The organism is Undibacterium sp. YM2 (assembly GCF_009937975.1).
In the GTDB taxonomy this organism is placed as follows: domain Bacteria; phylum Pseudomonadota; class Gammaproteobacteria; order Burkholderiales; family Burkholderiaceae_D; genus Undibacterium.
Window position 1 is genome coordinate 5,404,268 of the sequence record NZ_AP018441.1, and the last position, 23,977, is coordinate 5,428,244.

Consider the following 23,977-nt stretch of genomic DNA (forward strand, 5'->3'; position numbering starts at 1 on the left):
TCATTTGCTGCCCTCCATAATTTGCAGGAAGACATCTTCCAGATCAGCTTGCAATAAATGCATATCTTCGATGACGCAACCGTCTGCGCGGAAGGCGGCCAGCATGCCCTCGACCTGGTTATAGTCTGTCACACGCAGTGCGAACTGGCGCGGGTCTGCCTGGATTTCATGGCTGATGACTTTATCGCGCAAGCTGGCAGGCAAAGTCACTACACCACCGGCTGCCAGCGTAATACGCAATTGCGAACCCGAGATGCGCTTGATCAGGTTGGCAGTGCTATCCAGCGCCACGACCTTACCGAGCTTCAGCATGGCGATGCGATTACAGAGTGCCTGGGCTTCTTCGAGGTAATGTGTGGTCAAAACCACAGTATGACCTTCACGATTCAGGCGGGCGATAAATTGCCACAAGGTCTGGCGCAATTCCACATCAACACCGGCAGTCGGTTCATCGAGAACGATAACGGGTGGTTTATGCACGAGTGCTTGCGCGACCAGCACCCGGCGTTTCATGCCACCGGACAGGGCGCGCATATTGGCGTCGGCCTTATTGGTCAGGTCGAGGTTTTCCATGACCTCGTCTATCCACTTGTCATTATTCTTCAGGCCAAAATAGCCAGACTGCATGCGCAGGGTTTCACGCACGGTGAAGAAAGGGTCGAATACCAGTTCCTGCGGCACCACGCCCAGCTTTTTGCGGGCATTGCGGTAATCGCTGACGACATCATGGCCTTGTACGGTGATATTACCGGCGTCAGCGCGGTTCAGGCCTGCCAGTATGGAAATCAAAGTAGTCTTGCCAGCACCATTTGGCCCCAGCAAACCGAAAAACTCACCCTCTTCTATCGTGAGTGACACGCCGCCCAGCGCCTGTAGCGACTGGTAGCGTTTTTGTATGTTGCTAATTTGTATGGCTGCCATCTGGCGTGTTTGCACTAAGTGCTCATCAGGGAATTAAGAACCGGAAAACCCGGTTTCTGGCCACTTAAGTGGCGAAACCTTTGATTATAGGGGATTTTCGGGATTTGATCTGAAATGGCATGCCGGTATTCCTGGCATGCATGCCTTTCAGGAAATAGATTCAGGATGCGATCAATGTCGCTCTGAAGGATGAAGCTGGAATTGCTCGTTGAGGCCGTACAGGGTGAGCAAGCTCAACAGGTTGGCAGAGTACCCACTGAATTGCAATTGCATGCCACGCTCTATAGCCTGGCGTTGCCAGGCTATCAAGACGGCGACTGCGCTGGAATCGATTTTAGTCATTGCCGACAAATCGAATTCCGACTGACCTGCAGCTATGGCAGACAAGCCAGCAGCAGCAACTGCACTGGCATTATCATGGCTAAGCTCACCTGTTACTGTATACACAATACGTTCCCGGACTTATTTTACATTTTATTTTGCTGCACTCTTTGCTGCACTGGAGGCAGCCAGTTTTTTATTCTTTTCAGCCAAAGTCTGGATCAAGCCATCAATGCCGGATTTGCTGATTTCAGCAGAGAAGCTGCCTTTATAGGTTTCCACCAACCAGGCACCGAGTACATTGATATCAAAAATCTTCCAGCCAGCTGGCAATTTTTCGAGGCGATAGTTCAAGACGATTGGTTCACCACGCGACTGTATCACCTGGGAGCGTACCTCAACTTCTGTATCCGTTGGATCAGCACGCATAGGCTTGAATTCAACACGCTGGTCCTTGATCTGTGAAATCGCACCAGAATAGGTGAATACCAGCAAAGTGCGGAATTCATTCGTTAATTGTTTTTGCTGAGCTGGTGTCGCTTCTTTCCAGCTTTTACCAGCAGCCAGGGATGTCATGCGTGGGAAGTCTATGTATGGCAGGATTTTGTTTTCCACCATGTCATATACTTTCTTTTGATTCCCTGCCTGGATATCCTTGTCACTTTTTGCCAGATCCAGTATTTCCTGGCTCAGGCGTTTGATCAGCACGTCAGGTGCCTCTTGCGCCTGTGCCGCACCACTGGCCAGACCTGTAATAAGCAGGCTGGCGAATATCAAGTTAAAAAATTTCGTCAGAGTTCGTTTCATTTTATTGTTCCTGTTCCTGATTTTGCGGCAAATACCGCACATGAGCAGTTAACTTGTCAGCAGCCTCAGCGGTTGACCAAGCTCACTACACCTTCACCAATTCTTACATGTGCAAACAACGATCAATCTGCATCGTCTGGATTAACCTGCCCCGCACGACGCTGCAAATAGGCATCACGGAAGAAGACATATTTATCAAGCGCCGCTTCTTCCAGCAGGCTACCAGCATCCAGTACCGATGCACGCTTATCGACCAGACGCACTACCGAACCTATGTTCTTGATATACATGGGCCGTTTGTAATACCACAGATCACCGCGCATATCGACAGGTGTCGCCAGTGCATCACGCACCGTTGATGGCCCCAGTACCGGCAAGACCAGGTAGGGGCCGGACTTGACACCCCAGCGCCCCAGGGTTTGCCCAAAATCTTCATTATGCTTGGGCATGCCAGCCGCTGAACCTATGTCAATCAGACCACCTATACCTATGGTGGTGTTCACGGCAAAACGCATGACGTCGGTGACACCATCATTGACACGTCCTTGCAGCAGATTATTCACTGCATTCCAGACATCACCAATGTTGCTGAAAAAATTACCAATACCAGTCTGTACAAAACTGGGAGTTGCAGCACGATAAGCCTGTGCCACCGGTTTCACGACTGCTGTATCGACAGTATCGTTAAAGCTGAACATGGCGCGGTTAAAACCCTCCAGCGGATCGCGCGGGTTCTTACCTATATTGGTCTTGGTACTCAATACATCAAGAGTCTGGTCAGCCTTGTCCTTGATTTTTTCCACAGTGACTGTACTGCAGCCGGTCAGCAAAACACTGACCAATAAAAGGAACATGGTCAGCAACCTGCCGGTAGCAGGAAATTTATCTGTTCGTGTCATTTTTTCTCTTCCGTATTACCGTCTGCTGCTTTGCTGAACAGGAACTGACTGATCAGGCTTTCGAGCACAATGGCATCCTGGGTAAATTTAATTCTGTCACCTGCGGCCAGCAGTTTGTCATCGCTGCCTGCAGTCAAACCTATATATTGTTCACCAAGCAAACCTGCGGTCAGGATCTTGATGGATGAATTTTGTGGAAATTTGTAACGTTTTTCTAACTCCATGACGACAGTCGCCTGGTAGGTTTTATCGTCAAACTTGATTTCACTGATGCGCCCTACCACTACGCCTGCACTTTTGACTGCTGCCCTGGGTTTGAGGCCGCCTATATTGTCGAAGCGTGCAGTAACAGTATAGGTCTGCTCAAAGGACAAAGAACTTAAATTGCCCGCCTTGAGTGCCAGAAACAACAGAGCAGCGGCACCCAGCAAGACAAACAGCCCTACCCAGAAGTCGAGAGATTTTTTTTGCATTTTTCTTTTCCACCTATTTCTTGCGATTTCTTGCGATTTCTTACGTTTTTGCCAGGTACACAGCCACTTTGCGGGCCAGGCAATTAATTTATTCTTCCCTACCCGCACAGTGAAATAGGCGGGTCAGGAAGCGATTACTGGAACATCCAGGCCGTCAACAGGAAGTCCAGCCACAGCACCAGCAAAGAGGATATGACCACGGTCCTGGTGGTGGCGCGCGCTACCCCTTCGGGTGTAGGCTGCGCTTCATAGCCTTGGAACAATGCAACAAAGCTTACTGCAAAACCAAAGACGATGCTTTTGACAACACCATTGCCTATGTCCTGGAATACTTCTACCCCTGCCTGCATCTGCGACCAGAAAGCGCCATTATCGACACCAATGAGCTTCACACCAACGACATAACCACCAATAATTCCCATGGCATTAAAAATAGAGGTAAGTATGGGCATGGCGATGATGCCAGCCAGGAAACGCGGTGCCAGTACCCTTTGTATAGGATTGACTGCCATCATTTCCATCGCAGCCAGTTGTTCACCGGCCTTCATCAAGCCTATCTCTGCAGTCAGCGAAGTACCTGCACGGCCCGCAAATAGCAAGGCCGTGACGACCGGGCCCAGTTCCCGTACCAGCGAGAGCGCAACCAGCAGGCCCAGCGCCTCCTCAGAGCCATAACGGTTCAGGGTGTAATAACCCTGGTAGGCCAGCACAAAGCCGACAAACAATCCCGACACCGCAATAATCACCATGGAATAATTGCCGATGAAATGGATCTGGTCCGTGATCAGTCGTGGCCTGCGCCATAAGCCCAGGCAATTTGCCAGTATGGAAAAAAAGCTGCGGGCCGCATAACCCAGGTCAGCCATGGTCGATCTGACAAAACCACCAATTTTTTCTATCATGTGCGCTTCTCCAAACCCAGGTCCGCCTGCAGGGATGCGCCGGGATAATGGAAAGGCACGGGTCCATCTGCCTCTGCATGCACAAACTGTTTTACATACGGGTCTTGTGACACCCGCATTTCTTCTGGTGTACCTTGCGCGACGATCTTGCCCTTGGACAGGAAATACACATAGTCAGCAATCGCAAAGGTTTCGTGCACATCGTGCGACACCAGGATGGAAGTAGACCCCAAAGCGTCGTTCAAGTTCCGTATCAGATTGGCAGCAACACCCATGGAAATAGGATCAAGCCCGGCAAAGGGCTCGTCATACATGATCAATTCAGGGTCCAGCGCTACTGCACGGGCCAACGCTACGCGCCTGGCCATGCCACCAGAGATTTCAGCAGGCATCAAACTGGCGGCATTACGCAAACCCACGGCCTGCAATTTCAGCAAGACCAGGTCACGTATCATGGTTTCGCTGAGACTGGTATGTTCGCGCATGGGGAAGGCGACGTTATCAAAAACATTCAGGTCTGTGAACAAGGCACCATGCTGGAACAGCATGCCCATTTTGCGGCGGATTGCATACAAGCCCTGGGTATCGAGTTCGCTGATTTCCTGACCATTGACCTTGATACTGCCACGCTGCGCGCGGATTTGCCCGCCTATCAGACGCAAGATCGTAGTCTTGCCCGAACCTGAACCACCCATGACGGCAATCAGTTTACCGCGTGGGAAATCCATACGGAGTTCAGACAGGATAGTCCGGTCTCCATACCCAAACTGGATATCGCGAATTTCTACAAGATTTGGCACAACAATGGGAAGGTAGTTTTATAAAAACTAGATTGTAATGCAGAAAGGCAAAGAGGGTTGTACAGACAACTATATTAAAAAAACAACTAATTGATGAATATTCAGAATAATGCGCTTATTTCAGTTAAAACACGAGAAATATGTATTTTTCCAAATTTAATTCAAATCAGGGGGATGAAAATAATTTTTATTAATGAACGGAAAGTCAGTTATTTACAAAATTCCTGCCAAATTTGACTTGCCGCCGCTGACTTACAACTGATTTCTGTGATGAAGGCAAATCAAGGCAACATGCCCGTCACCACTGAAAATATGGGTGACGGACATGGATTTCAACCAGGATTAGCGAGGCAAAACAGAATCACCCATCAAGAAGGCATCCACTTCGCGCGCGCATTGACGTCCTTCGCGTATCGCCCATACCACCAACGACTGACCACGGCGCATGTCACCTGCGGCATACACCTTGTCTACATTGGTCTTGTAGCAGCCAGCACCATCAGTCGTTGCCCTGGCATTGCCACGCGCATCCTTATCGACACCAAAAGCATCGAGCACCTGTTGTACCGGCGAGACAAAGCCCATGGCCAGCAAGACCAGGTCGGCTTTCATCTCAAATTCTGAATCAGGCACTTCCTGCATCTTGCCATCTTTCCATTCGACGCGGCAGGCGATCAGTTTTTCGACCTTGCCTGCCTTGCCTTCCAGGCGCTTGGTAGCTACTGCCCAGTCGCGGTCGCAACCTTCTTCATGTGAAGAAGAGGTGCGCAACTTGGTTGGCCAGTAAGGCCAGACCAGGGGTTTGTTTTCTTGCTCTGGCGGTTGTGGCATCAGTTCAAACTGGGCAACTGATTTGGCACCATGACGGTTGGATGTGCCTACGCAGTCAGAGCCGGTATCGCCACCACCAATGACGACGACATGCTTGCCACTGGCCATGATCTGGTCCTTGACCTTGTCACCAGCGTTGACCTTGTTTTGCAAGGGCAAAAAGTCCATGGCGAAATGCACACCTTTGAGTTCGCGGCCAGGCACGGGCAAATCGCGCGGGGTTTCTGCACCACCGGCGATGATGACGGCATCGAAGTCTTTTTGCAGTTGCTCAGGCGAGATGGTTTCCTTGGCCCAGTTGGTCACTGTTGCCGGGAAGTCCTTGCCAACGAATACGCCAGTGCGGAAAGTCACCCCCTCTGCCACCATCTGATCGACACGGCGGTCGATATGGGATTTTTCCATCTTGAAGTCAGGAATACCATAGCGCAGCAAGCCACCGACACGGTCATTCTTTTCAAATACAGTCACATCATGGCCAACACGCGCCAGTTGCTGTGCCGCTGCCAGGCCCGCAGGACCAGAGCCAACCACGGCAATTTTCTTGCCAGTCTTGATGGATGGCACTTGCGGTACGACCCAGCCGTTTTCCCAGCCTTTGTCGATGATGAAATGTTCTATCGACTTGATGCCAACAGCGTCGCTATTGATACCCAGGGTGCAGGCTGATTCACAAGGTGCCGGACAAATACGGCCGGTGAATTCCGGGAAATTATTCGTCGAATGCAGGGTATCGAAGGCCAGTTTGTAATTGCCGTTGAACACCAGGTCATTCCAGTCAGGGATGATGTTGTTCACAGGGCAGCCGTTATTACAGAAAGGAATGCCGCAATCCATGCAGCGTGCGGCCTGCACCTTGGCCTGGCCATCATCGAGATGCACCAGAAATTCCTTGTAATGCTTTTTGCGTGACTGCGGCGCTTCGCTTGCTTCCTGCAAACGCTGGTATTCCATGAAGCCGGTAACTTTACCCATTTTCTAACCTCAATTTTGTTGCGGGCATCTGCCCTGTCCGAATCTAAAATAAGCTGAATAGTCTGGAGAACACAGGAAGGCGCTACCGCAGCATGGCGGCAGCACTCACTCAACTATGCCGTGACTTTTTCCTTTTTCGCTGCGAGCTGTTTGGCTGCATACATTTCACCCAGGGCGCGCTTGTATTCGGTAGGGAATACCTTGACGAACTTGGCACGGCTGCGGGCCCAGTCGTCCAGCAAATTGCGGGCGCGGGTACTGCCTGTGTGTTTGAAATGACGCTCTATCAGATTGCGCAGGATGGCTTCATCCGTCTCGCCATCACCGCCACGCAGGCGGCTGTGCCAGATGGATTTATCCAGGGTCGCGATCTGTACATCGCCAGCCAATACCGGCTCCAGTGTCACCATGGACATATTGCACTTGGCTTCGAATTCAGCTTCCGGGTCATACACATAGGCGATACCACCTGACATACCGGCAGCAAAGTTACGGCCTGTGTTACCGAGAACGATGACGGTGCCGCCTGTCATGTATTCGCAGCCATGATCGCCCGTACCTTCGATGACAGCCAAGGCACCGGAATTGCGTACGGCGAAACGTTCGCCAGCCACACCATTGATGAAGGCTTCGCCAGAAATCGCACCATACAGGACGGTGTTACCGCAGATGATGTTATCGACAGCCCAGCCACGGAATTCTGTATTCGGGCGGATGATGATACGGCCACCGGACAAGCCTTTGCCTACATAGTCATTGCCTTCACCGACCAGGTCCAGCGTCACGCCATGGGCCAGGAAAGCACCTGCAGACTGGCCAGCCGTACCTTGCAACTGTATGTGAATAGTGTCATCCGGCAAACCGGCGTGACCATATTTCTTCGCCACTTCGCCAGACAGCATCGTACCTACCGTGCGGTTCAGGTTTTTGATCGGTGAAATGAAGGATACTTTTTCACCAGTCTCCAAAGCGATTTTTGCTTGGGCAATCAGTTTATTATCGAGTGCTTTTTCCAGGCCATGATCTTGTACATCGACATGGCGTATCGCTGCACCCTCAGCCAGTTCTGGCTGATAGAAGATGCGGCTGAAATCCAGCCCCTTGGCTTTCCAGTGGGCGACTGCCTTGGATTTATCCAGCAGATCAACACGGCCTATCAAATCGTCGTAAGTGCGTATGCCCAGTTGCGCCATGATCTGACGCAACTCTTCTGCGACGAAGAAGAAGTAATTGACGACATATTCAGGCTTGCCAGAGAACTTCGCACGCAAGACCGGGTCTTGTGTAGCCACACCTACTGGGCAGGTATTCAGATGGCATTTGCGCATCATGATGCAGCCTTCGACCACCAGCGGTGCTGTCGCAAAACCGATTTCATCGGCACCCAGCATCGCCGCAATCGCGACGTCACGGCCAGTTTTCATCTGGCCGTCAGCCTGCACACGCACGCGGCCACGCAAACCATTCAAGACCAGGGTTTGCTGGGTTTCAGACAAGCCCAGCTCCCACGGTGTACCAGCATGCTTGATGGAGGACAAAGGTGAAGCACCCGTACCACCATCATGACCGGCGATGACGACATGGTCAGCCTTGGCTTTGGACACACCGGCAGCCACTGTACCAACACCCACTTCAGATACCAGCTTGACCGAGATCGAGGCTTTGGGATTGGCGTTTTTCAAGTCATGGATCAACTGCGCCAGATCTTCAATCGAATAAATATCGTGATGCGGTGGCGGAGAAATCAAGCCCACACCAGGAACAGAGAAACGCAGCTTGGCGATGTATTCCGACACCTTATGGCCAGGCAACTGACCGCCCTCACCCGGCTTGGCACCTTGCGCCATCTTGATCTGTATCTGGTCGGCAGAACTCAGGTATTCCGTCGTGACACCAAAGCGGCCAGACGCGACTTGCTTGATTTTCGAGCGCAGCGAGTCACCGTCCTGCAAGGGAATATCGACTTCTATCTGGTCCTTGCCAACGACAGACGCCAGCGTCGCGCCCTGCTTGATAGGGATGCCTTTCAGTTCTTGCTGATAACGCGCAGGGTCTTCACCGCCCTCACCAGTATTTGATTTGCCGCCTATGCGGTTCATAGCAATCGCCAGTGTCGCATGGGCTTCTGTGCTGATGGAACCCAGGGACATCGCGCCAGTCGCAAAGCGTTTGACGATTTCCTTGGCTGGCTCTACCTGATCCAAAGGTATTGCCTTGGCAGGATCGATCTTGAACTCAAACAAGCCGCGCAAGGTCATGTGGCGCTTGCTTTGATCATTGATGATCTGTGCGTATTCTTTATACGAATTATAGTTGTTGGCACGTGTGGAATGCTGCAGCTTGGCGATTGCATCCGGTGTCCACATGTGGTCTTCACCACGCACACGGAAAGCATATTCGCCACCGGCATCCAGGGCGTTTTCCAGTACCGGGTCGGCACCAAAAGCAGCCTTGTGCAAACGCAGGGCTTCTTCTGCAACTTCAAATACGCCTATGCCTTCTACATTCGATGCCGTGCCCTTGAAGTATTTATCGACCAGGGATTTGTTCAGACCCACAGCCTCAAAAATCTGCGCGCCGCAATAAGACATATAAGTAGAGATACCCATCTTGGACATGACTTTCATCAAGCCCTTGCCGATTGCCTTGGTGTAGTTGTAAACCGCTTTTTCTGCCGACAATTCACCCGACAAATCCTTGGCCATGTCGGCCAGTGTCTGCATTGCCAGGTAAGGATGAACTGCTTCTGCGCCATAACCTGCCAGCAGGGCAAAGTGATGGGTTTCACGGGCAGAGCCAGTCTCGACTACCAGGCCTGTGGTGGTACGCAAACCCTTGCTGACCAGGTGCTGATGCACAGTCGATGTTGCCAGCAAAGCCGGGATGGCGACATAGTTGGCATCCATCTTGCGGTCAGTGATGATCATGATGTTGTGGCCAGACTTGACCGCATCAACGACTTCAGCACAGATGGAGGCCAGGCGCGCTTCGATACCATCCTTGCCCCAGGCGATGGGGTAGCAGATATCCAGTTCGTAGGACTTGAACTTGCCACCAGTATTGGCGCTGATATTGCGCAGCTTCGCGATGTCAGCAAAATCCAGTATCGGTTGCGCGACTTCAAGACGCATCGGCGGGTTGATGTTATTGGTGTCGAGCAGATTAGGTTTTGGACCTATGAAAGACACCAGCGACATCACCATCGCTTCGCGGATAGGGTCGATAGGCGGATTGGTTACCTGCGCAAACAATTGCTTGAAGTAGTTGTACAGAGGCTTGAGCTTGTTCGACATGACAGCCAGCGAAGAATCATTGCCCATGGAGCCTATGGCTTCTTCACCACCTATCGCCATCGGTGCCATCAGGAACTTGAGGTCTTCCTGGGTGTAACCAAAGGCCTGCTGCCTGTCCAGCAAAGTCGCCGAGTATTCTGTTTTGTCTTCTGCTGCCTTCAATTCATTGAGCTTGATACGTACCGATTGTATCCACTGCTTGTAAGGCTTGGCATTGGCATAGGTATCCTTGATTTCCTTATCGTCGATGATGCGGCCAGCTTCCAGGTCGATGAGGAACATCTTGCCTGGTTGCAGACGCCATTTCTTGATGATCTTGGATTCTGGAATAGGCAGAACACCGGATTCAGACGCCATGACGACCAGGTCATCATCAGTAACGATATAACGTGCAGGGCGCAGGCCATTACGGTCCAGCGTACCACCAATCTGGCGGCCATCGGTAAAGGCCATGGCGGCTGGTCCGTCCCATGGTTCCATCATGGCAGCGTGGTATTCATAGAAGGCACGGCGGTTGTCGTCCATCATGGTGTGGTTTTCCCAGGCTTCCGGGATCATCATCATCATGGCTTGCGCGATTGGATAACCAGCCATGACCAGCAATTCCAGCGCATTGTCGAAACTTGCAGTGTCAGACTGGCCTTCAAATATCAGCGGATACAGTTTTTGCAGATCGTCGCCAAGTACGGCGGATTTCATGACGCCTTCACGGGCGCGCATCCAGTTGAAGTTACCTTTAACGGTATTGATCTCACCATTGTGCGCAATCATGCGATAAGGGTGGGCCAGCGGCCATTCAGGGAAGGTATTGGTCGAGAAACGCTGATGCACCAGGGCCAGCGCAGACACGCAGCGATCATCCTGCAAATCTTTATAGTAGACACCAACCTGGTCAGCCAGCAGCAAACCTTTGTAGACGATGGTGCGGGCAGACATGGATGGTACGAAATATTCCTTGCCATGCAAGAGCTTCAGGGCCTCAATCGCATGTACAGCCGATTTGCGTATCACATACAGTTTGCGTTCCAGTGCATCGGTGACCATGATGTCAGGGCCGCGACCGATGAAAATCTGGCGTATGACAGGTTCTTTTTCACGCACAGTAGGCGACATGGGCATATCGCGGTCTACCGGCACATCACGCCAGCCCAGTACTACCTGGCCTTCTGCGCGCACGGCACGTTCTATTTCCTGTTCGCAAGCCAGGCGGGATGCATGTTCCTTAGGCAGGAAGATCATGCCTACGCCATATTCACCGGGTGGAGGCAGGTTGATGCCCTGCTTGGCCATCTCTTCGCGGTAATACTGGTCAGGAATCTGGATCAGGATACCGGCACCGTCACCCATCAGGGCATCGGCACCAACCGCGCCCCTGTGGTCAAGATTTTTCAAAATCAATAAGCCCTGATCGACGATGGCATGTGTCTTCTTGCCTTTGATATGGGCAACAAAACCTACGCCACAGGCGTCATGTTCATTGGATGGGTCGTATAAACCTTGAGCGTGCATAGTGGATCTCCGGAGGACAATTTCAATATCAGGACTTACGTGAAACAGCTGTCGGCATGAATAGCTGGCTTGCTTATCTTGGCTATTCAGCAATTTTGCTGGCTGCGGATGGCAGCTTGATGACGTTAGCTTGAAGGGTGATCAAACTGTGGGCCATGCTTCCGGGTAAGGGCACGGCGCTACGCTGGACAAATGTGCCAAGTATTTTTTAATACCGGCACGACAGTTTGGCGTAAATCCTGTCAGGACAAGACAGAGAATAGTGCAGTGCAAAATATTACGCAACTGCTTTAATTAGGGTCAGTGTCAATTTAAAATAATCATATTCTCATGAATATTTAAATAGGGACATAGTAAAAGAAGCCGTGTTGACTGAGTTTCCGGTGCTCATATCAGGATTTTTCGGTATGAAAGTAGCCCGCAGGCAAGCTTATGTGAAAGAAGAGCTCAGGCGCTTTCCAGGGCCTTGCGGGGGCGGCCACGCTTGACTGGCTCTACCCGCCTCTCAGTCAGCTTGCTCATTTCTATCTTGAATTTAGCCGAGCCCAGCATCCAGGCCTTGGTGGTAGCCTGGCTAATTTCACTGATTTGCGTATTTGACAAGCCATGCTCCAGGCTTTGCTTATAGGCAGCCTCGCGCTGGAAAGGCGTATTGCCCAATGCCCAGTAACAACTATGATCAGTGATCAGGGGGTCAATATGCAAACCTACATGATGCCTGTAACTGGACCAGGTGTAATCGAGCAAATCCTGCACCAGACCGGCACGCAGAGGATTGCTTTCCATATAAATACTGCAAGGGATGAAGTAATTGGCAGATTCAATGACAGTCGCACGGTAGCGTCCCTGCCACAGGGTGCCGGTGCGCTGATATTTGCGATTGAAATAAGGGACATAGTGACGGCCCAGCCACTGCATCATCTTGCCCAGACCTGGTTCATCACCGGGTGTCAGCAGCAGATGCAGGTGATCTGGCATCAATACATAGGCATGGATGGCAACATCAAACAGCTTGGCCGCTTGCTTGAGCCAGTCCAGAAAGCTGCTGTAATCCTCGGCATCCTGAAAAATCACGGCACCGGCATTGCCACGCTGGATAACATGATGTTGCTGATGCGGAATAACGAGTCGGGCTAATCTGGCCATGGGTGTGCGGGCAGTCCAAAAGAGTCTGGATTGTGCTTGGCATCAGTCTGTCTTGTCAAAACTTATCTGCCAGCACATGCACGACAGTACCGCAACATCCTGGCGACAGCGAACTGATGCATGCATAAGCTCGCCATGAGCGTAATCACCATGCCCGCCTTGCGGGAGCATGGATCAGCTAAGGACTTTCAAGGATGCTTTTGCCGCCGCCAGCAATCCGGCCTGGCCGGAACGCTGGCAATCATACGGCGCTCAGGCTGCGATGAGTTCTTGAGCCGGGCTTTTCAAGCGGAAAGCTTTGAGTGCACGGGATGCATCCGGCACTGCGACGATTTCTGGAGTACCAGTCATCAATTCAGAAATACGGCTTTTCAGGGCTTTTGCCTGTGTCGCCAGATTGAAATGTGCAGGACGCTGAGTCTGCACTATGCTCCAGCGCGCTACAGGCGCATGGCCGCTACCATCCAGCAAGGATTTTTCACGCAGCCAGTTCTCGAAAGAACGGGTCGTCATGTTGCTTTCTATCCAGATCAAATGATCGGAAGTCATTTTCTTGCTGTTGTCCGAAGGGCGAACCAGTATTTCGTAAATCATTTTCTGACTCCTTAAAGGGAAACTTTGCTTAAAGGAAGGTGTCAGCAAAGATTCTTTAGTCCGAAAACGCACCGGTTCGCGATTCAGTTGACATGATAAGTTACAAAACTCGAAAATTTTTTTATATATTTTATAAAAAAACAATAAATTGGGCAAAATTTGAGCAAAATGCCCTATTTATTGCATTTATTTCAGCTTTTGTTACAAATTAGCTGGAACTTTTCAGGCTTATTTGATGCGTGAGGCTTCAAGAACGAAGCTCAGCTTGCCAAAACGTGCACTAACTTCATCAAATTTCTTTTGTTTTTGCGCATCAGTGAGGCTGGTGTTATTCAAATTGTCGCGCAAAAGGCTAAACAATGTTAAATCGGCGATAGGTTTCAACTGTGCATCGGTAGAACGCTGGAAACCGGACAAATTCAAAATGTCTTTCAACACAGCCTGCGCCTGTTTTTGCTTGCCATAATTGACAAAGAAATCTTCTACGCGGGTTTTCAGGGCTGGCGACATGTCCTTGCGGTACAGGATAGGGTCATTGGGTATCAAAGGCGAAGTCCAAATGACGCGCACCTTGCTGAGCTGATCTGGTGCTTCTTTCTTCAGCCTGTCCATCTCTTCACTATTAAAGGTGGCGACATCGGCTTCACCGCGCAAAATAGAAGAAAAATTCGCCTGATGATTACCAACGATGACCTTCTTGAACAGTTTTGCCGGATCTATCTTGTTCTTGGAAAACAGGTAATAAGCAGGAACCAGATAACCAGACGTCGATTTTTTATCGCCATCAGCAAAGATATACACGCCAGGTTTGGAAGAGACCTGGTCAAAGCTGGTCAGTGCGCTTTTGCTGGATGCAATGATGACGGAGTTATAACCGCGTGAACCATCACTTTTGACCATTTGAGCAAACACGGTCGCCTTGCCATCTTCCACCGCATCCAGTGCGACCTTGCTGCTCAGCCAGGCGATTTGTATTTTGTTTTCTTTCAAACCAGCAACGATGTCGCTGTAATTCGAAGAAATGGCGGCAGTCACTTCTGTGCCTGTGCTTTTTGCCAGGTCATCCAGCAAAGGCTGCCAGCGTTTGCGGGTGTCCTCTATGCTTGTTGTAGCGATCAGACCTACGGTGATTTTTTCTGCTGCGTGGGCAAGGGACATGAACATACTGCTGAGCAGCAGTATCAGGGCGAAACTTTTTTTCAACATAAGACCTCAATAGAAAAAGCAAATACCCAAAGCACGACAGTGCCTGTGACCGGTCAAACATGTATGCGGTAGCAAACAAACAAGTGACGTCAACGACGTACTCTGGGACAGGAATGGGGGATGGTGATTGGATACACACTGATTATTTTTTGTGCATCAATTGCCTGCCATTATAGCATTAGATGAATTTGAGCAATCAATTCCCCTAAAGCAAGAAATGTTTTAAAGTTAATTCACCAGACACTTGACCATGGAATTCGGTTAGTGAGCCCTGTGTTTTACTCAGGGCTCTTGGTCTGACAGCACCTGCTTGCTCTTCGGCAGAGGCGTGACAGAAAAGCGCAAACTGGTCACAGACTTAAACACTTGCCCTGGATTAAGCACCGTCGAAGGAAAATTCGCGTGATTCGGGCTGTCGGGCAAGTGCTCGGTTTCTAAGGCAAAGCCGTCATGACGCTGGTAGGCTGAGGCTTCGCTGCCATCAAAGCCATTACCGCTATTGAACTGCACAGAGGGCTCTGTGGTGTAGATGTCCATTTGCCGGCCAGATACAGTTTCAGAGATGCGTGCAACGGCCCGCAGGGACTGATCCCAGTTTGCGAACAGCAGACTGTGATCATAGCCAGGTGGCTGCCCCAGCAAGGCGTCAACTTGTTCAAGATGGCGTGTGATGACGGTGGGCTTACGCAAATCCAGCACGCTATCATCTACCGACAAAATACGTCCCGTAGGTATGCGTTTATTGTCGGTCTCGGTGTAACGGTCGGCATGGATTTGAAACAGGTGGGTACTCAAACCTCTGCTGCCTGCACCCGCCAGGTTGAAATAGCCATGATTGGTCAGGTTGATGACTGTCACTTTATCACTGACGGCACGATATTCAATATTGAATGCATTGCGCGCCTTGTACAGGCGGTAAGTGACTGTTACCCGCACTTCACCCGGGAGGCCCTGATCACCGTCAGGGCTGAGCAAATTGAAATGCGAGCCCAGACTGTCGTTCTTATCAAAGTCCTGGCGTGACCACACCCGTTTGTCAAAACCTTGCGGGTCACCATGCAGGGCGACGCCTTTTTCATTGGCAGGCAGATGATAAGTTTGTCCATTCAATGCAAATTCCGCTTTGCCTATGCGCCCAGCATAGCGCCCTATGATGGACGCATGCCTGTGCCGAGTAGTTAAATAAGCTGGCAAATCAGGTAGCCTGAGCACTATATTGGCCAGTCTGCCATCGCGGTCTGGCACTTCGACAGTAGTGATTGTCGCGCCATAATCTATATAGCAAACCCGCATCTGCGTGTCGTTTTGGAGGCAGTGTTCCTGCACCGCCTGACCATTAGCTGTCTTGCCCCAGTCGCTATCCTGACTGTGGGCGGCGAGCGCCACAGTGCTAATACACGCCATACACGCCAGAATGACGAGCATTACTATGCGAACTAGCGACAACTGGAATCCGGCTGGCTGCCACGCGTGATGCCAAGATTGGCAAAATAGACGTAATCATCCTTGTCCTGATTCAGCATCCCATGATGCTTGCGGTAGATGCCCCATTTCGGGCGCATGTGGTCTGCCCCTGTACGCCATAATTGCAGGCCTGCGCTGTCGATTTCCAATACGGGCTTGTCGTCCTGTCCGCGCATGCTCAACTGATAACGTCCGGCAGAATTTGAGAATGTGATCTGCTCGCGCACGTCTATCCATTGTCCCTGTATCTGCGACAAAGCCACCGTGCCGAGCACATGATAAACACCGCCCTCATTTTTCAGATCATCAATTTGCCGCACTTCCATACGGCCACTCGCCAATGGCGTAAAAGTGATCAGTGGCGGTTCCGCATAGCGGCCACCATAGGCCTTGATCTGATGGATATGCGTAAACGAGGGTAAAAACTTCATGCCAGCATCAATCTTGAAACGCCAGCTATACACAAAGCTGTTATTTTCACGCGCCTTGAAGGCCTGATGCATGCCCATCAGACTGGGGGCAATCTTGATCTCGGTGCGAGAACGGTCACTACCCTCAGCCATGGTCTTGCCATCCAGGTTGACATCTGTCGGGTCTATCGCCAGCACAGCAAAATAGGCGGGCACTACATCATCACCCGCCTCAATAATATGCGGCCTGGCTGGTGCGTAGCGCGTATCACTCGGGGCTTCCACTGCTCCCTTGCCAAAGACATTTTCTATCCTGGCATAGGTATCTGTGCCACCCGGCTTTTGTGCATTCAGGCACAAGGTATTGCCGGTTATGCCGGAAGTCGCATCAGCGGCAAAAGCAGGCAAAGCACTGGCAGCCAGCAAGATACTGGATAAAATGGTTAAGCGCATGAACTTGCCTCAGTCCTGATATTGCGGCCCAGCGACGACGAATGGCCCACCCTGATAGGTGCTGGTCATGTCGTCAGCAGCAGGCCAGTTCGCAGTCAGCGGGAAACGTCCGGCGAACTCGCTGGAACTATCCTTGGGCACAAACCCCAGATGTGCTGCCTTGCTGTTATCCCACCATTTCGCCGGATTGTCCGATACGCCAAAGACGATGCTGTGACCAACTTTTGGCGTGAACAGCGCCGCCCTGATCAATTCCAGCAAATCATCGTAACTGAGATAAGTCACCATCATGCGGGTATTACGGGGCTCAGGAAAGGACGAGCCTATGCGCAGGCATACCGTCTCTATGCTAAAACGGTCATAGTAATAACGTGACAGCGCTTCGCCATAAGATTTGCTGAGACCATAAAAACCATCTGGCCGCAGCGGGCTGTCCGCATTCACTTTTTCTGTCGTCGGATAAAAACCAACGACATGGCTGGAACTGGCATAAATAACGCGTTTGATACCCAGCTTGTGTACCGCTTCATACAAATGATACATGCCCAGGATATTGGCCTGCATGATGGGCTCAAACTTGTCTTCGACAGAGATGCCGCCAAAGTGCAGCACGGCATCGACATCTTTCAGTAATTCAAATACCCCTGCCCTGTCAGCCAGGTCGCAGGTCTGCGCCTCTTCGCCAGGCACCAGGTTTTCTATATCGACGATATCACTGAGTCTGAGTATTTTTGTCCAGGGCTTCAGGCGTTCACGCAAAACCCGGCCCAGGCCACCGGCTGCACCCGTCAAGAGCAGGCGATTAAAAGGCTTTTCACTGGATTGCTCACTAAATTGTTCAGTCATCATCATTTTTGATTTCAGGTTGGTGTAGGCCCTGATTTGCCCTGTTGTAGCAAATCAAGGCAAATCGGGCTGTTAGTTAAACGTTTAACTAAGTATATAGAAATTTCTGCCGTGGTCAAATATTTCCTTGCCACCCTACGCAAATCTATTCCCTGCTCTCGAAGAGTGTCGCCTTCCGAGGTGCGCCTGGGAGATGACATTGATGCATGTCTGGTAGTTTGTACGGTAAGATGCATCCTGAATCAGCCTGGCGGTTAAACGCTTACAACCATGGCTTGTCTGGAATACTTTTTATACGCGATGAAGAAAAAACCACCGACCATACGTGATGTCGCCGCAGAAGCAGGCGTCTCTACTGCCACCATTTCCAAATTCATCAATGGCACGCAACGTTTTTCTTCTACCGTAGAAGCCAGGATCACCGCTGTCATTGACAGCCTGGGCTACCGCTCCAACCCGCTGGCGCAATCCATGATCACCGGGCGCACCAAGTCCATAGGCCTGTCGATACTCGATGTCAGCAATCCCCATTTCACCAGCATCGTCAAAGGGGCCAACCGCATCGCCATAGAACATGGCTACACCTTGTTGCTGGTCGATACCGAAGAAAACCTGGGTCGCGAAAAACCCCTGATAGAAGCATTGAGCCGCCGTGTCGATGGCATGATACTTTTTTCACGCATGAGTGAAGCCGACCTGAGCTGGACCGAGCAATTGGAAAAACCCCTGGTATTCTTTGGCCGCCTGAGCCAGCTCAGTTCGCCCTGTGTCAGCAGTGATGATCACAAGGGTGCCTATATGCTGGCGCAACACTTGCTGACCCTGGGCCACAAGCATATTGCCTATATGGGCTTCAATAAATCCCGCCGTGATGAAGAACGATTTGGCGGCCTGCAGGAATGCCTGAACGAGCATCAACTGACAGCAGAAATCTACAACGTCAATTCACCGTCTGCACAAGAAGGCGAACGCCTGTGCTCCTCCATCATGCTCGGCAAACAGCATCCTGATGCCGTGGTTTGCTATAACGATCTGATGGCGCTGGGCTTCATGAAAGAAGCGCAAAACCTCGGTTTTGATATTCCCCGCGATGTTTCTGTGGCTGGCTTCGACAATATCCAGTATGGCCGTTACACCTCGCCAGCATTGACTTCTGTCGATCTGCAAAGTGAAGAAATGGGAGTGGCCGCCATGCGCACGCTGATAGGCATCATCAATGGTGAAGCCGCACAGGGCCTGACAACGATAGCGCCACAACTGGTCTTGCGCTCATCCGTCATGAATAGAAAATAAGCCTTCCCCGGCAAACAGCAAGACCGGCAAAGCAAATCCCATTTGTGCAAAAAAGCAACAATTTAAGAAAACGTTTTCTTTAATACGATGTACAGGCCTATCTCTGCTTAAAGAAATTCCCGTTCTTGTCATTTGATCTCTATTCAAAGACAGCAAATTGAATAGCGATCAAAAAATTTTAAATTCAGGTTTACCTTCAATTTGAATTCATCTACTATTTAGTTAAACGTTTTCCTAAATGCTTTGAAGCACAAGCGCGAAGCTGCATATACAGGGAGACATAACAAAATCAGGAGATGTATGTCTTACCGCAATCCCATACTCAACAATCTGTACAAGCTTTGCATCACAGCATCTGCACTTGCCTGGAATCTGACAGCCTCAGCCAACGCCAACCTGCCTTCGCAAGCGGCACAAGCGCAACTACTGCCCATGAACACCATGGTGCAGGAATCGCTGTATCCCCAGCTTGACTACCTGTCGCAAAAACTGCTGACCGAGAGATTGCAAACCACACTGGCGGGTTACCCTGCTTTCAATGGCAAGGACAAATTCCTGTCAGGGAAAATCGCCACCGGCCTCGCCCATTTAATGCTGAACCCTGCCCTGACACCAGAAGCCAGGCGCAAGGCTGCAGAAAATTTCCGTACCAGTGCCGACATGACCGTTGATATGGAAAACCATACCTGGGGCATTTACTATTATTTGCTGGCACTGCAACAGATACAGCAAGCGGGCTTGCTGGAGCAGGCAGTCAGTCCGGCCACCCTGACCAAACTCAAGAAACAACTGGACTGGCGCAGCTTTGTCAATGAAGCTGACCTGAAACTCATCAACTTGCCGACCAATTATTATGGCGTGGCATTTGGCGTGGCACGTCTGCGCATGTTGCTCGGTTGGGAAGATGCCAGTGGCAGTGAAAAACTTTTGAACACCCTGCTGGCGCATTACGATGCCCACTCTGGCGAATATGGTTTTTCTGATGAAACCGATGGTGAAGGCCGCTTTGACCGCTACAGTATTTTATTGATTGCCGAGATTTGCCACAGGCTCATAGAAACCGGCAAGGAAGTCCGGCCTGACTTGAAACTGAAACTCAGGAAAGCCGCAGACATCGCCCTGAATATGGCAAATGACAAGGGCGATGGCTTCAGCTTTGGCCGCAGCATAGGCGCTTATGGTGATACGGCGATACTCGAAATTCTGTCGGCATCTGCTTATCTGGATGTCTTGACGCCCACGGAAAAAGATTACGCCTATGCCTACTCCACCCGCGTATTCAGCAAGTTTTTAAGCGTCTGGTATGACCCACAATTGCACTCCGTCGATTTGTGGGGCAAGGGCAGGAAAACCGATGCCTACCGTGGTGCGCACAGGGTGCTGGGTGAAAATTTTTCGCTCCTGCATCAATTGCTGACGACGAATGCCATCTGGCACAAACTCGGTTATGACCAGCGTATACCGCTGGCTGACCTGCAAGCATGGGCAGATAAAACCCAGCCACGGTTCAGCTTCAACTGGTTTGCGCGCGGTGAGTATGACAGGGCATTGGCTATCTATCGCGACCGCCAGCATGTGTTCAGCCTGTTACTGGCCAATGGCGGTGCAGGCCAGCATGCGAACAGCCCCTACTACCCGCTACCGTTTTCAAATGATCTCATCGTCGGCATACCGGACAGTGGCTTTGCCCATCCCCAGCTTATCCCTAGTCTGACGCTGACAGATGGCAGCAAGCTGCTGGCGACCGCCTTCATCAGCAATATCCAGACTGGCAAGACAGCGAAGGGTGAATTTCTCAGCTATCAGCAAAGCGGGCTGACACGCATGACAGGTGAAGGCAAACCGCCTCAAAAAGATGAGAGGGTAAAGCTCAATAGCCGCTATCAGTTTGAACCCGGCAGCATCAACAGGACAGATGAATTTGCAGCGACCGACAACACACAGATACAGCAAGCCAGCCTGGAGTTCAGCAGCTTTTCTGATGCTGTCAGACAGGATGGTAATCACATTTATTTCAGCAAAGGTGGTGTCACTGAATTCATCGTCGAAGGCCTGGAGAAATGCATGGTTAAACGGGTAGTTGGCGACGCTTACTTCCAGACCCCGGCTGGACCCTTCATCAACCATATCAGTTGCAGCACGCAACAGTTAAAGCCTGGGCAGCCACTGAAAATCAAATGGACGATACGGTACCAATAAAATTTAGCAACAAGAATTTAGCAAAAAAAATCAGCAGTAAAAAATAGTACAAAACTACAATATCCGGAGACAAGAATGTCAGCACAATTCAGCAACAAGCAACATCCCATGCAACTCAAACCTCTGAGCTTTGCCATCAGCCTGGCCATGCTGGCCCTGACTCAGGCAGCACAGGCGCAACATGCAACTACTGCAGAAACATCCGACGGCAAACTCAATGAAGTCGTGGTGTCGGCCAACAAGCGCATAGAAAAACTTGACCATGTGCCGATGGCGATTTCTGTCCTCGGTGATGCCACCTTACAGCGTAATAATGTCAGGGAAATCGCTGACGTCATCAACCTGTCACCCGCATTGTCGATTACCTATGGTTCGACACCTGCCAATAATGGCATCAATATGCGCGGTATAGGTACCACATCAATAGGCATAGGTGTAGAAGCTGACGTGGCAGTCATCATTGATGATATCCCAATGGGCATGCAGGTCAAGGCCTTCCAGGATTTGACCGACATCTCACGCATAGAAATCTTGAAAGGCCCGCAGAGCACACTGTTTGGTAAAAGCGCGATTGCCGGTGCGGTCAATATCGTCACCAAGCCTATCTCCGGCCCGCTGGCAGGTAGCGCCAGCACCTTATATACCAGTGATGGCGAATGGCGCTTTGGCCTGACTTACGGTGGGGAAGTATCCGAGAAATTCGGCTTCAGGCTCAGTGCCAGCGATAACCGCTTCCCCGGCAATGTGAATAACCTGACTGATGGCAGCAAGGTCAATGGTTCTGGCGGCAAGACCTTCATGGCCAAACTCAGCTGGCATCCTACCGACAATATCGATGTCGATTTTTCGCCACGCTATAACAGCACCGTCACATCCTGCTGCGTGCTGGCACTGACCAGCCTGACACCGGCACAAGGCGGTCTGTTGTCGAATATCGCGCAACTGCCAGCCACGACTTTATTGAATGGCATACGCATAGGCGCGGACAACACCGATGTGCGCAATGACACCATGACAGGCCAGACTTCCACCAGCCGTGGCGCAGGCTTGAAATTCACTTACAACTTTGCCGATGGTTCTGCGCTGACCTCGATCTCTTCCGTCGACCGTTATTATGCAAACGACTCTCGCGACCAGGACTTTGTCGATGTACCTACCCTGCTGTACTACCCGCTGGCGAATGGCAAACCTGCCGGCATCAATGCTGGCTATACACAGTACGGCACATTTGATGTGAAATCGCAAACCCAGGAATTGCGCTATACCTCGAATGACAAGAATTCGCTGCGTTATGTGATCGGTTACTGGTATGGAAAAAATTCCATAGAACGCCATTTCATACGCGGCTACAACGGCATTGCACTGACCACGCCCATCCAGTATTTCACTGACACGTATAACGTCAACAGCGCGGTGTTTGGTCAGGCGACCTGGGACTTTGCCAAGAACTTCAGCCTGCTCGCAGGTTTGCGTTATAACCGTGAAACCTCGGGTTACCGTTTCTCCGTCGGCGCACCACCACCTGGCGCATATGTACAGACTGATTATTTTTCCAGCCTCGACAATACCGAGAATTCCACCACCGGCAAACTCAGCCTGCAGCATCAGGTCAATAACAACCTGATGGTGTATGCCATGGGCTCCACCGGCTATAAAGGCCTGGCCTATGACTTGACCAGCGGCTTGAATGCAGCCACTGCGGCCCAGCAACCAGTCAAATCAGAAACTGCCAAGACCTTTGAAATTGGCCTTAAAGGCAATTTTCTCGACAACCGCCTGACGCTGAATGTCGCCGCCTTTAATAGCCGGTTCAGCGACTACCAGCAGAATTCTGGTGGTTATCTGCCTGGCACGACAACTTATGTGACGCGCCTCAACAGCGTAGGTGGCGTGCAGACACGCGGCGTGGAAATGGATGTCTCGGCATTGGTCACCAGGGACTTGATACTGAACGGCAGCATAGCCTACACCGATGCGACGATTACAGAGTTCCCAAATGCCCCTTGCTATAACGTTGCCGGCAGCCCTAACGGTGGCTTCAATGCCGAATGCCAGTTGAAGTCTGCCCAGTATGGTGGACAGAACGTGCAAGACCTGGCGGGAGCCAGAATGCCGAATGCGCCCAAGATCAAAGCCAACATAGGCGGACAATACGACCTGCGCTTCAGCAACCTGCCTTTCGACGCTTTCATTACAGGCAGTGTGCGTTATCAAAGCGATGTCATCACCAACCTGAACCAGGACCCTACACTGGCGGTATCTGCGATCAGCGTGACGAATATCGGTTTTGGCATCAGGGACAAGATGAACAAGTACAAACTGAGCTTCTTCATCAACAACCTGTTTGACCGCCACTATGCCAATACCGGTTTCACCGGTGTCGGTAGCTGGAGCTCCAAAGCACCGAACCCTGTGCTGACAGTGACCAACACCACCTGGACACCGGCCCGTGATGCCTTCCGTTATTTCGGTGTCAGGCTGGACGCCAAGTTCTAGACCTCTTCACAAATTCAGGCAGCGTCATAAGTGACGTGATAAGCAGCCAGCACCATTCATCACGCTCCTGATGCTCATACGTTTTTCATCCTTTCAAATTCCGGCATTCCTGCCGGATGGTTTTCTGCTGTCTGTTTTT

General features: G+C 51.0%; 18 protein-coding genes. 3 read left to right on the forward strand and 15 right to left on the reverse strand.

Annotation, left to right across the window (positions count from 1 at the left end; translation table 11 throughout):
* From UNDYM_RS24755 to UNDYM_RS24825, 15 genes are all read right to left on the reverse strand, one after another.
* The gene (locus UNDYM_RS24755) at positions 1-921 is read right to left on the reverse strand and encodes an ABC transporter ATP-binding protein (protein WP_162044779.1); all 921 of its coding nucleotides are present in this window, start codon (positions 919-921) and stop codon (positions 1-3) included.
* A gap of 171 nt (positions 922-1,092) precedes the next feature.
* On the reverse strand, positions 1,093-1,368 hold the full coding sequence (locus UNDYM_RS24760) for a lipid asymmetry maintenance protein MlaB (RefSeq protein WP_162043503.1): 276 nt from the start codon (positions 1,366-1,368) through the stop codon (positions 1,093-1,095).
* Positions 1,369-1,395: 27 nt separating this feature from the next.
* Positions 1,396-2,049, reverse strand: coding sequence for a phospholipid-binding protein MlaC (locus tag UNDYM_RS24765; protein WP_162043504.1), 654 nt, complete (start codon positions 2,047-2,049; stop codon positions 1,396-1,398).
* A 122-nt stretch (positions 2,050-2,171) separates the two neighbouring features.
* Positions 2,172-2,948 (reverse strand): VacJ family lipoprotein, encoded by a 777-nt coding sequence (locus UNDYM_RS24770; RefSeq protein ID WP_370529380.1) that lies wholly within the window; start codon positions 2,946-2,948, stop codon positions 2,172-2,174.
* Positions 2,945-3,421, reverse strand: a complete 477-nt coding sequence (gene mlaD, locus UNDYM_RS24775) for an outer membrane lipid asymmetry maintenance protein MlaD (RefSeq protein ID WP_162043505.1) — start codon at positions 3,419-3,421, stop codon at positions 2,945-2,947. The genes UNDYM_RS24770 and mlaD overlap by 4 nt, the downstream gene beginning before the upstream one ends.
* Positions 3,422-3,555: 134 nt before the next feature.
* Positions 3,556-4,323 (reverse strand): lipid asymmetry maintenance ABC transporter permease subunit MlaE, encoded by a 768-nt coding sequence (mlaE, locus tag UNDYM_RS24780; protein ID WP_162043506.1) that lies wholly within the window; start codon positions 4,321-4,323, stop codon positions 3,556-3,558.
* Positions 4,320-5,123, reverse strand: a complete 804-nt coding sequence (locus tag UNDYM_RS24785) for an ABC transporter ATP-binding protein (protein ID WP_162043507.1) — start codon at positions 5,121-5,123, stop codon at positions 4,320-4,322. Before UNDYM_RS24785 ends, mlaE begins: the two co-directional genes overlap by 4 nt.
* Before the next feature lie 342 nt (positions 5,124-5,465).
* Complete coding sequence (locus UNDYM_RS24790) at positions 5,466-6,929, reverse strand: glutamate synthase subunit beta (protein ID WP_162043508.1); 1,464 nt, start codon at positions 6,927-6,929, stop codon at positions 5,466-5,468.
* 113 nt (positions 6,930-7,042) lie between these two features.
* Positions 7,043-11,731, reverse strand: coding sequence for a glutamate synthase-related protein (locus UNDYM_RS24795; protein WP_162043509.1), 4,689 nt, complete (start codon positions 11,729-11,731; stop codon positions 7,043-7,045).
* A 447-nt stretch (positions 11,732-12,178) separates the two neighbouring features.
* The gene (locus UNDYM_RS24800) at positions 12,179-12,877 is read right to left on the reverse strand and encodes a transposase (RefSeq protein WP_162043510.1); all 699 of its coding nucleotides are present in this window, start codon (positions 12,875-12,877) and stop codon (positions 12,179-12,181) included.
* Between the two features lie 252 nt (positions 12,878-13,129).
* Entirely contained in the window at positions 13,130-13,471 is a 342-nt protein-coding gene (locus UNDYM_RS24805; protein ID WP_162043511.1) for a hypothetical protein, read from the reverse strand.
* A 228-nt stretch (positions 13,472-13,699) separates the two neighbouring features.
* A complete protein-coding gene (gene phnD, locus UNDYM_RS24810; RefSeq protein WP_162043512.1) occupies positions 13,700-14,677 on the reverse strand; it encodes a phosphate/phosphite/phosphonate ABC transporter substrate-binding protein in 978 nt (325 codons plus the stop codon).
* Positions 14,678-14,959: 282 nt separating this feature from the next.
* Positions 14,960-16,081 (reverse strand): aldose epimerase family protein, encoded by a 1,122-nt coding sequence (locus tag UNDYM_RS24815; RefSeq protein WP_162043513.1) that lies wholly within the window; start codon positions 16,079-16,081, stop codon positions 14,960-14,962.
* A 32-nt stretch (positions 16,082-16,113) separates the two neighbouring features.
* Complete coding sequence (locus UNDYM_RS24820; RefSeq protein WP_162043514.1) at positions 16,114-17,004, reverse strand: heparin lyase I family protein; 891 nt, start codon at positions 17,002-17,004, stop codon at positions 16,114-16,116.
* A 9-nt stretch (positions 17,005-17,013) separates the two neighbouring features.
* Positions 17,014-17,853, reverse strand: coding sequence for an NAD-dependent epimerase/dehydratase family protein (locus tag UNDYM_RS24825; RefSeq protein WP_370529493.1), 840 nt, complete (start codon positions 17,851-17,853; stop codon positions 17,014-17,016).
* Between the two features lie 297 nt (positions 17,854-18,150).
* Between UNDYM_RS24825 and UNDYM_RS24830 the strand changes: the two genes are divergently transcribed.
* From UNDYM_RS24830 to UNDYM_RS24840, 3 genes are all read left to right on the forward strand, one after another.
* The gene (locus UNDYM_RS24830) at positions 18,151-19,143 is read left to right on the forward strand and encodes a LacI family DNA-binding transcriptional regulator (RefSeq protein WP_162043516.1); all 993 of its coding nucleotides are present in this window, start codon (positions 18,151-18,153) and stop codon (positions 19,141-19,143) included.
* A gap of 300 nt (positions 19,144-19,443) precedes the next feature.
* Positions 19,444-21,342 carry a hypothetical protein gene (locus tag UNDYM_RS24835; protein ID WP_232063588.1) on the forward strand — a complete coding sequence of 633 codons (1,899 nt, stop codon included), beginning with the start codon at positions 19,444-19,446 and terminating at the stop codon, positions 21,340-21,342.
* A 75-nt stretch (positions 21,343-21,417) separates the two neighbouring features.
* Positions 21,418-23,838, forward strand: coding sequence for a TonB-dependent receptor (locus tag UNDYM_RS24840; protein ID WP_162043517.1), 2,421 nt, complete (start codon positions 21,418-21,420; stop codon positions 23,836-23,838).
* Positions 23,839-23,977: the final 139 nt, after the last annotated feature.

Bases quoted from the DNA above. Each gene is read 5' to 3' on its own strand.
- UNDYM_RS24835 (WP_232063588.1), top strand. From the start codon at position 19,444: ATGTCTTACCGCAATCCCATACTCAACAATCTGTACAAGCTTTGCATC.
- UNDYM_RS24770 (WP_370529380.1), bottom strand. From the start codon at position 2,948: ATGACACGAACAGATAAATTTCCTGCTACCGGCAGGTTGCTGACCATG.
- UNDYM_RS24840 (WP_162043517.1), top strand. From the start codon at position 21,418: ATGTCAGCACAATTCAGCAACAAGCAACATCCCATGCAACTCAAACCT.
- UNDYM_RS24795 (WP_162043509.1), bottom strand. From the start codon at position 11,731: ATGCACGCTCAAGGTTTATACGACCCATCCAATGAACATGACGCCTGT.
- UNDYM_RS24800 (WP_162043510.1), bottom strand. From the start codon at position 12,877: ATGGCCAGATTAGCCCGACTCGTTATTCCGCATCAGCAACATCATGTT.
- UNDYM_RS24820 (WP_162043514.1), bottom strand. From the start codon at position 17,004: ATGCGCTTAACCATTTTATCCAGTATCTTGCTGGCTGCCAGTGCTTTG.
- UNDYM_RS24825 (WP_370529493.1), bottom strand. From the start codon at position 17,853: ATGATGACTGAACAATTTAGTGAGCAATCCAGTGAAAAGCCTTTTAAT.
- UNDYM_RS24765 (WP_162043504.1), bottom strand. From the start codon at position 2,049: ATGAAACGAACTCTGACGAAATTTTTTAACTTGATATTCGCCAGCCTG.
- UNDYM_RS24815 (WP_162043513.1), bottom strand. From the start codon at position 16,081: ATGGCGTGTATTAGCACTGTGGCGCTCGCCGCCCACAGTCAGGATAGC.
- phnD (WP_162043512.1), bottom strand. From the start codon at position 14,677: ATGTTGAAAAAAAGTTTCGCCCTGATACTGCTGCTCAGCAGTATGTTC.
- UNDYM_RS24755 (WP_162044779.1), bottom strand. From the start codon at position 921: ATGGCAGCCATACAAATTAGCAACATACAAAAACGCTACCAGTCGCTA.
- mlaD (WP_162043505.1), bottom strand. From the start codon at position 3,421: ATGCAAAAAAAATCTCTCGACTTCTGGGTAGGGCTGTTTGTCTTGCTG.
- UNDYM_RS24805 (WP_162043511.1), bottom strand. From the start codon at position 13,471: ATGATTTACGAAATACTGGTTCGCCCTTCGGACAACAGCAAGAAAATG.
- mlaE (WP_162043506.1), bottom strand. From the start codon at position 4,323: ATGATAGAAAAAATTGGTGGTTTTGTCAGATCGACCATGGCTGACCTG.
- UNDYM_RS24830 (WP_162043516.1), top strand. From the start codon at position 18,151: ATGAAGAAAAAACCACCGACCATACGTGATGTCGCCGCAGAAGCAGGC.
- UNDYM_RS24790 (WP_162043508.1), bottom strand. From the start codon at position 6,929: ATGGGTAAAGTTACCGGCTTCATGGAATACCAGCGTTTGCAGGAAGCA.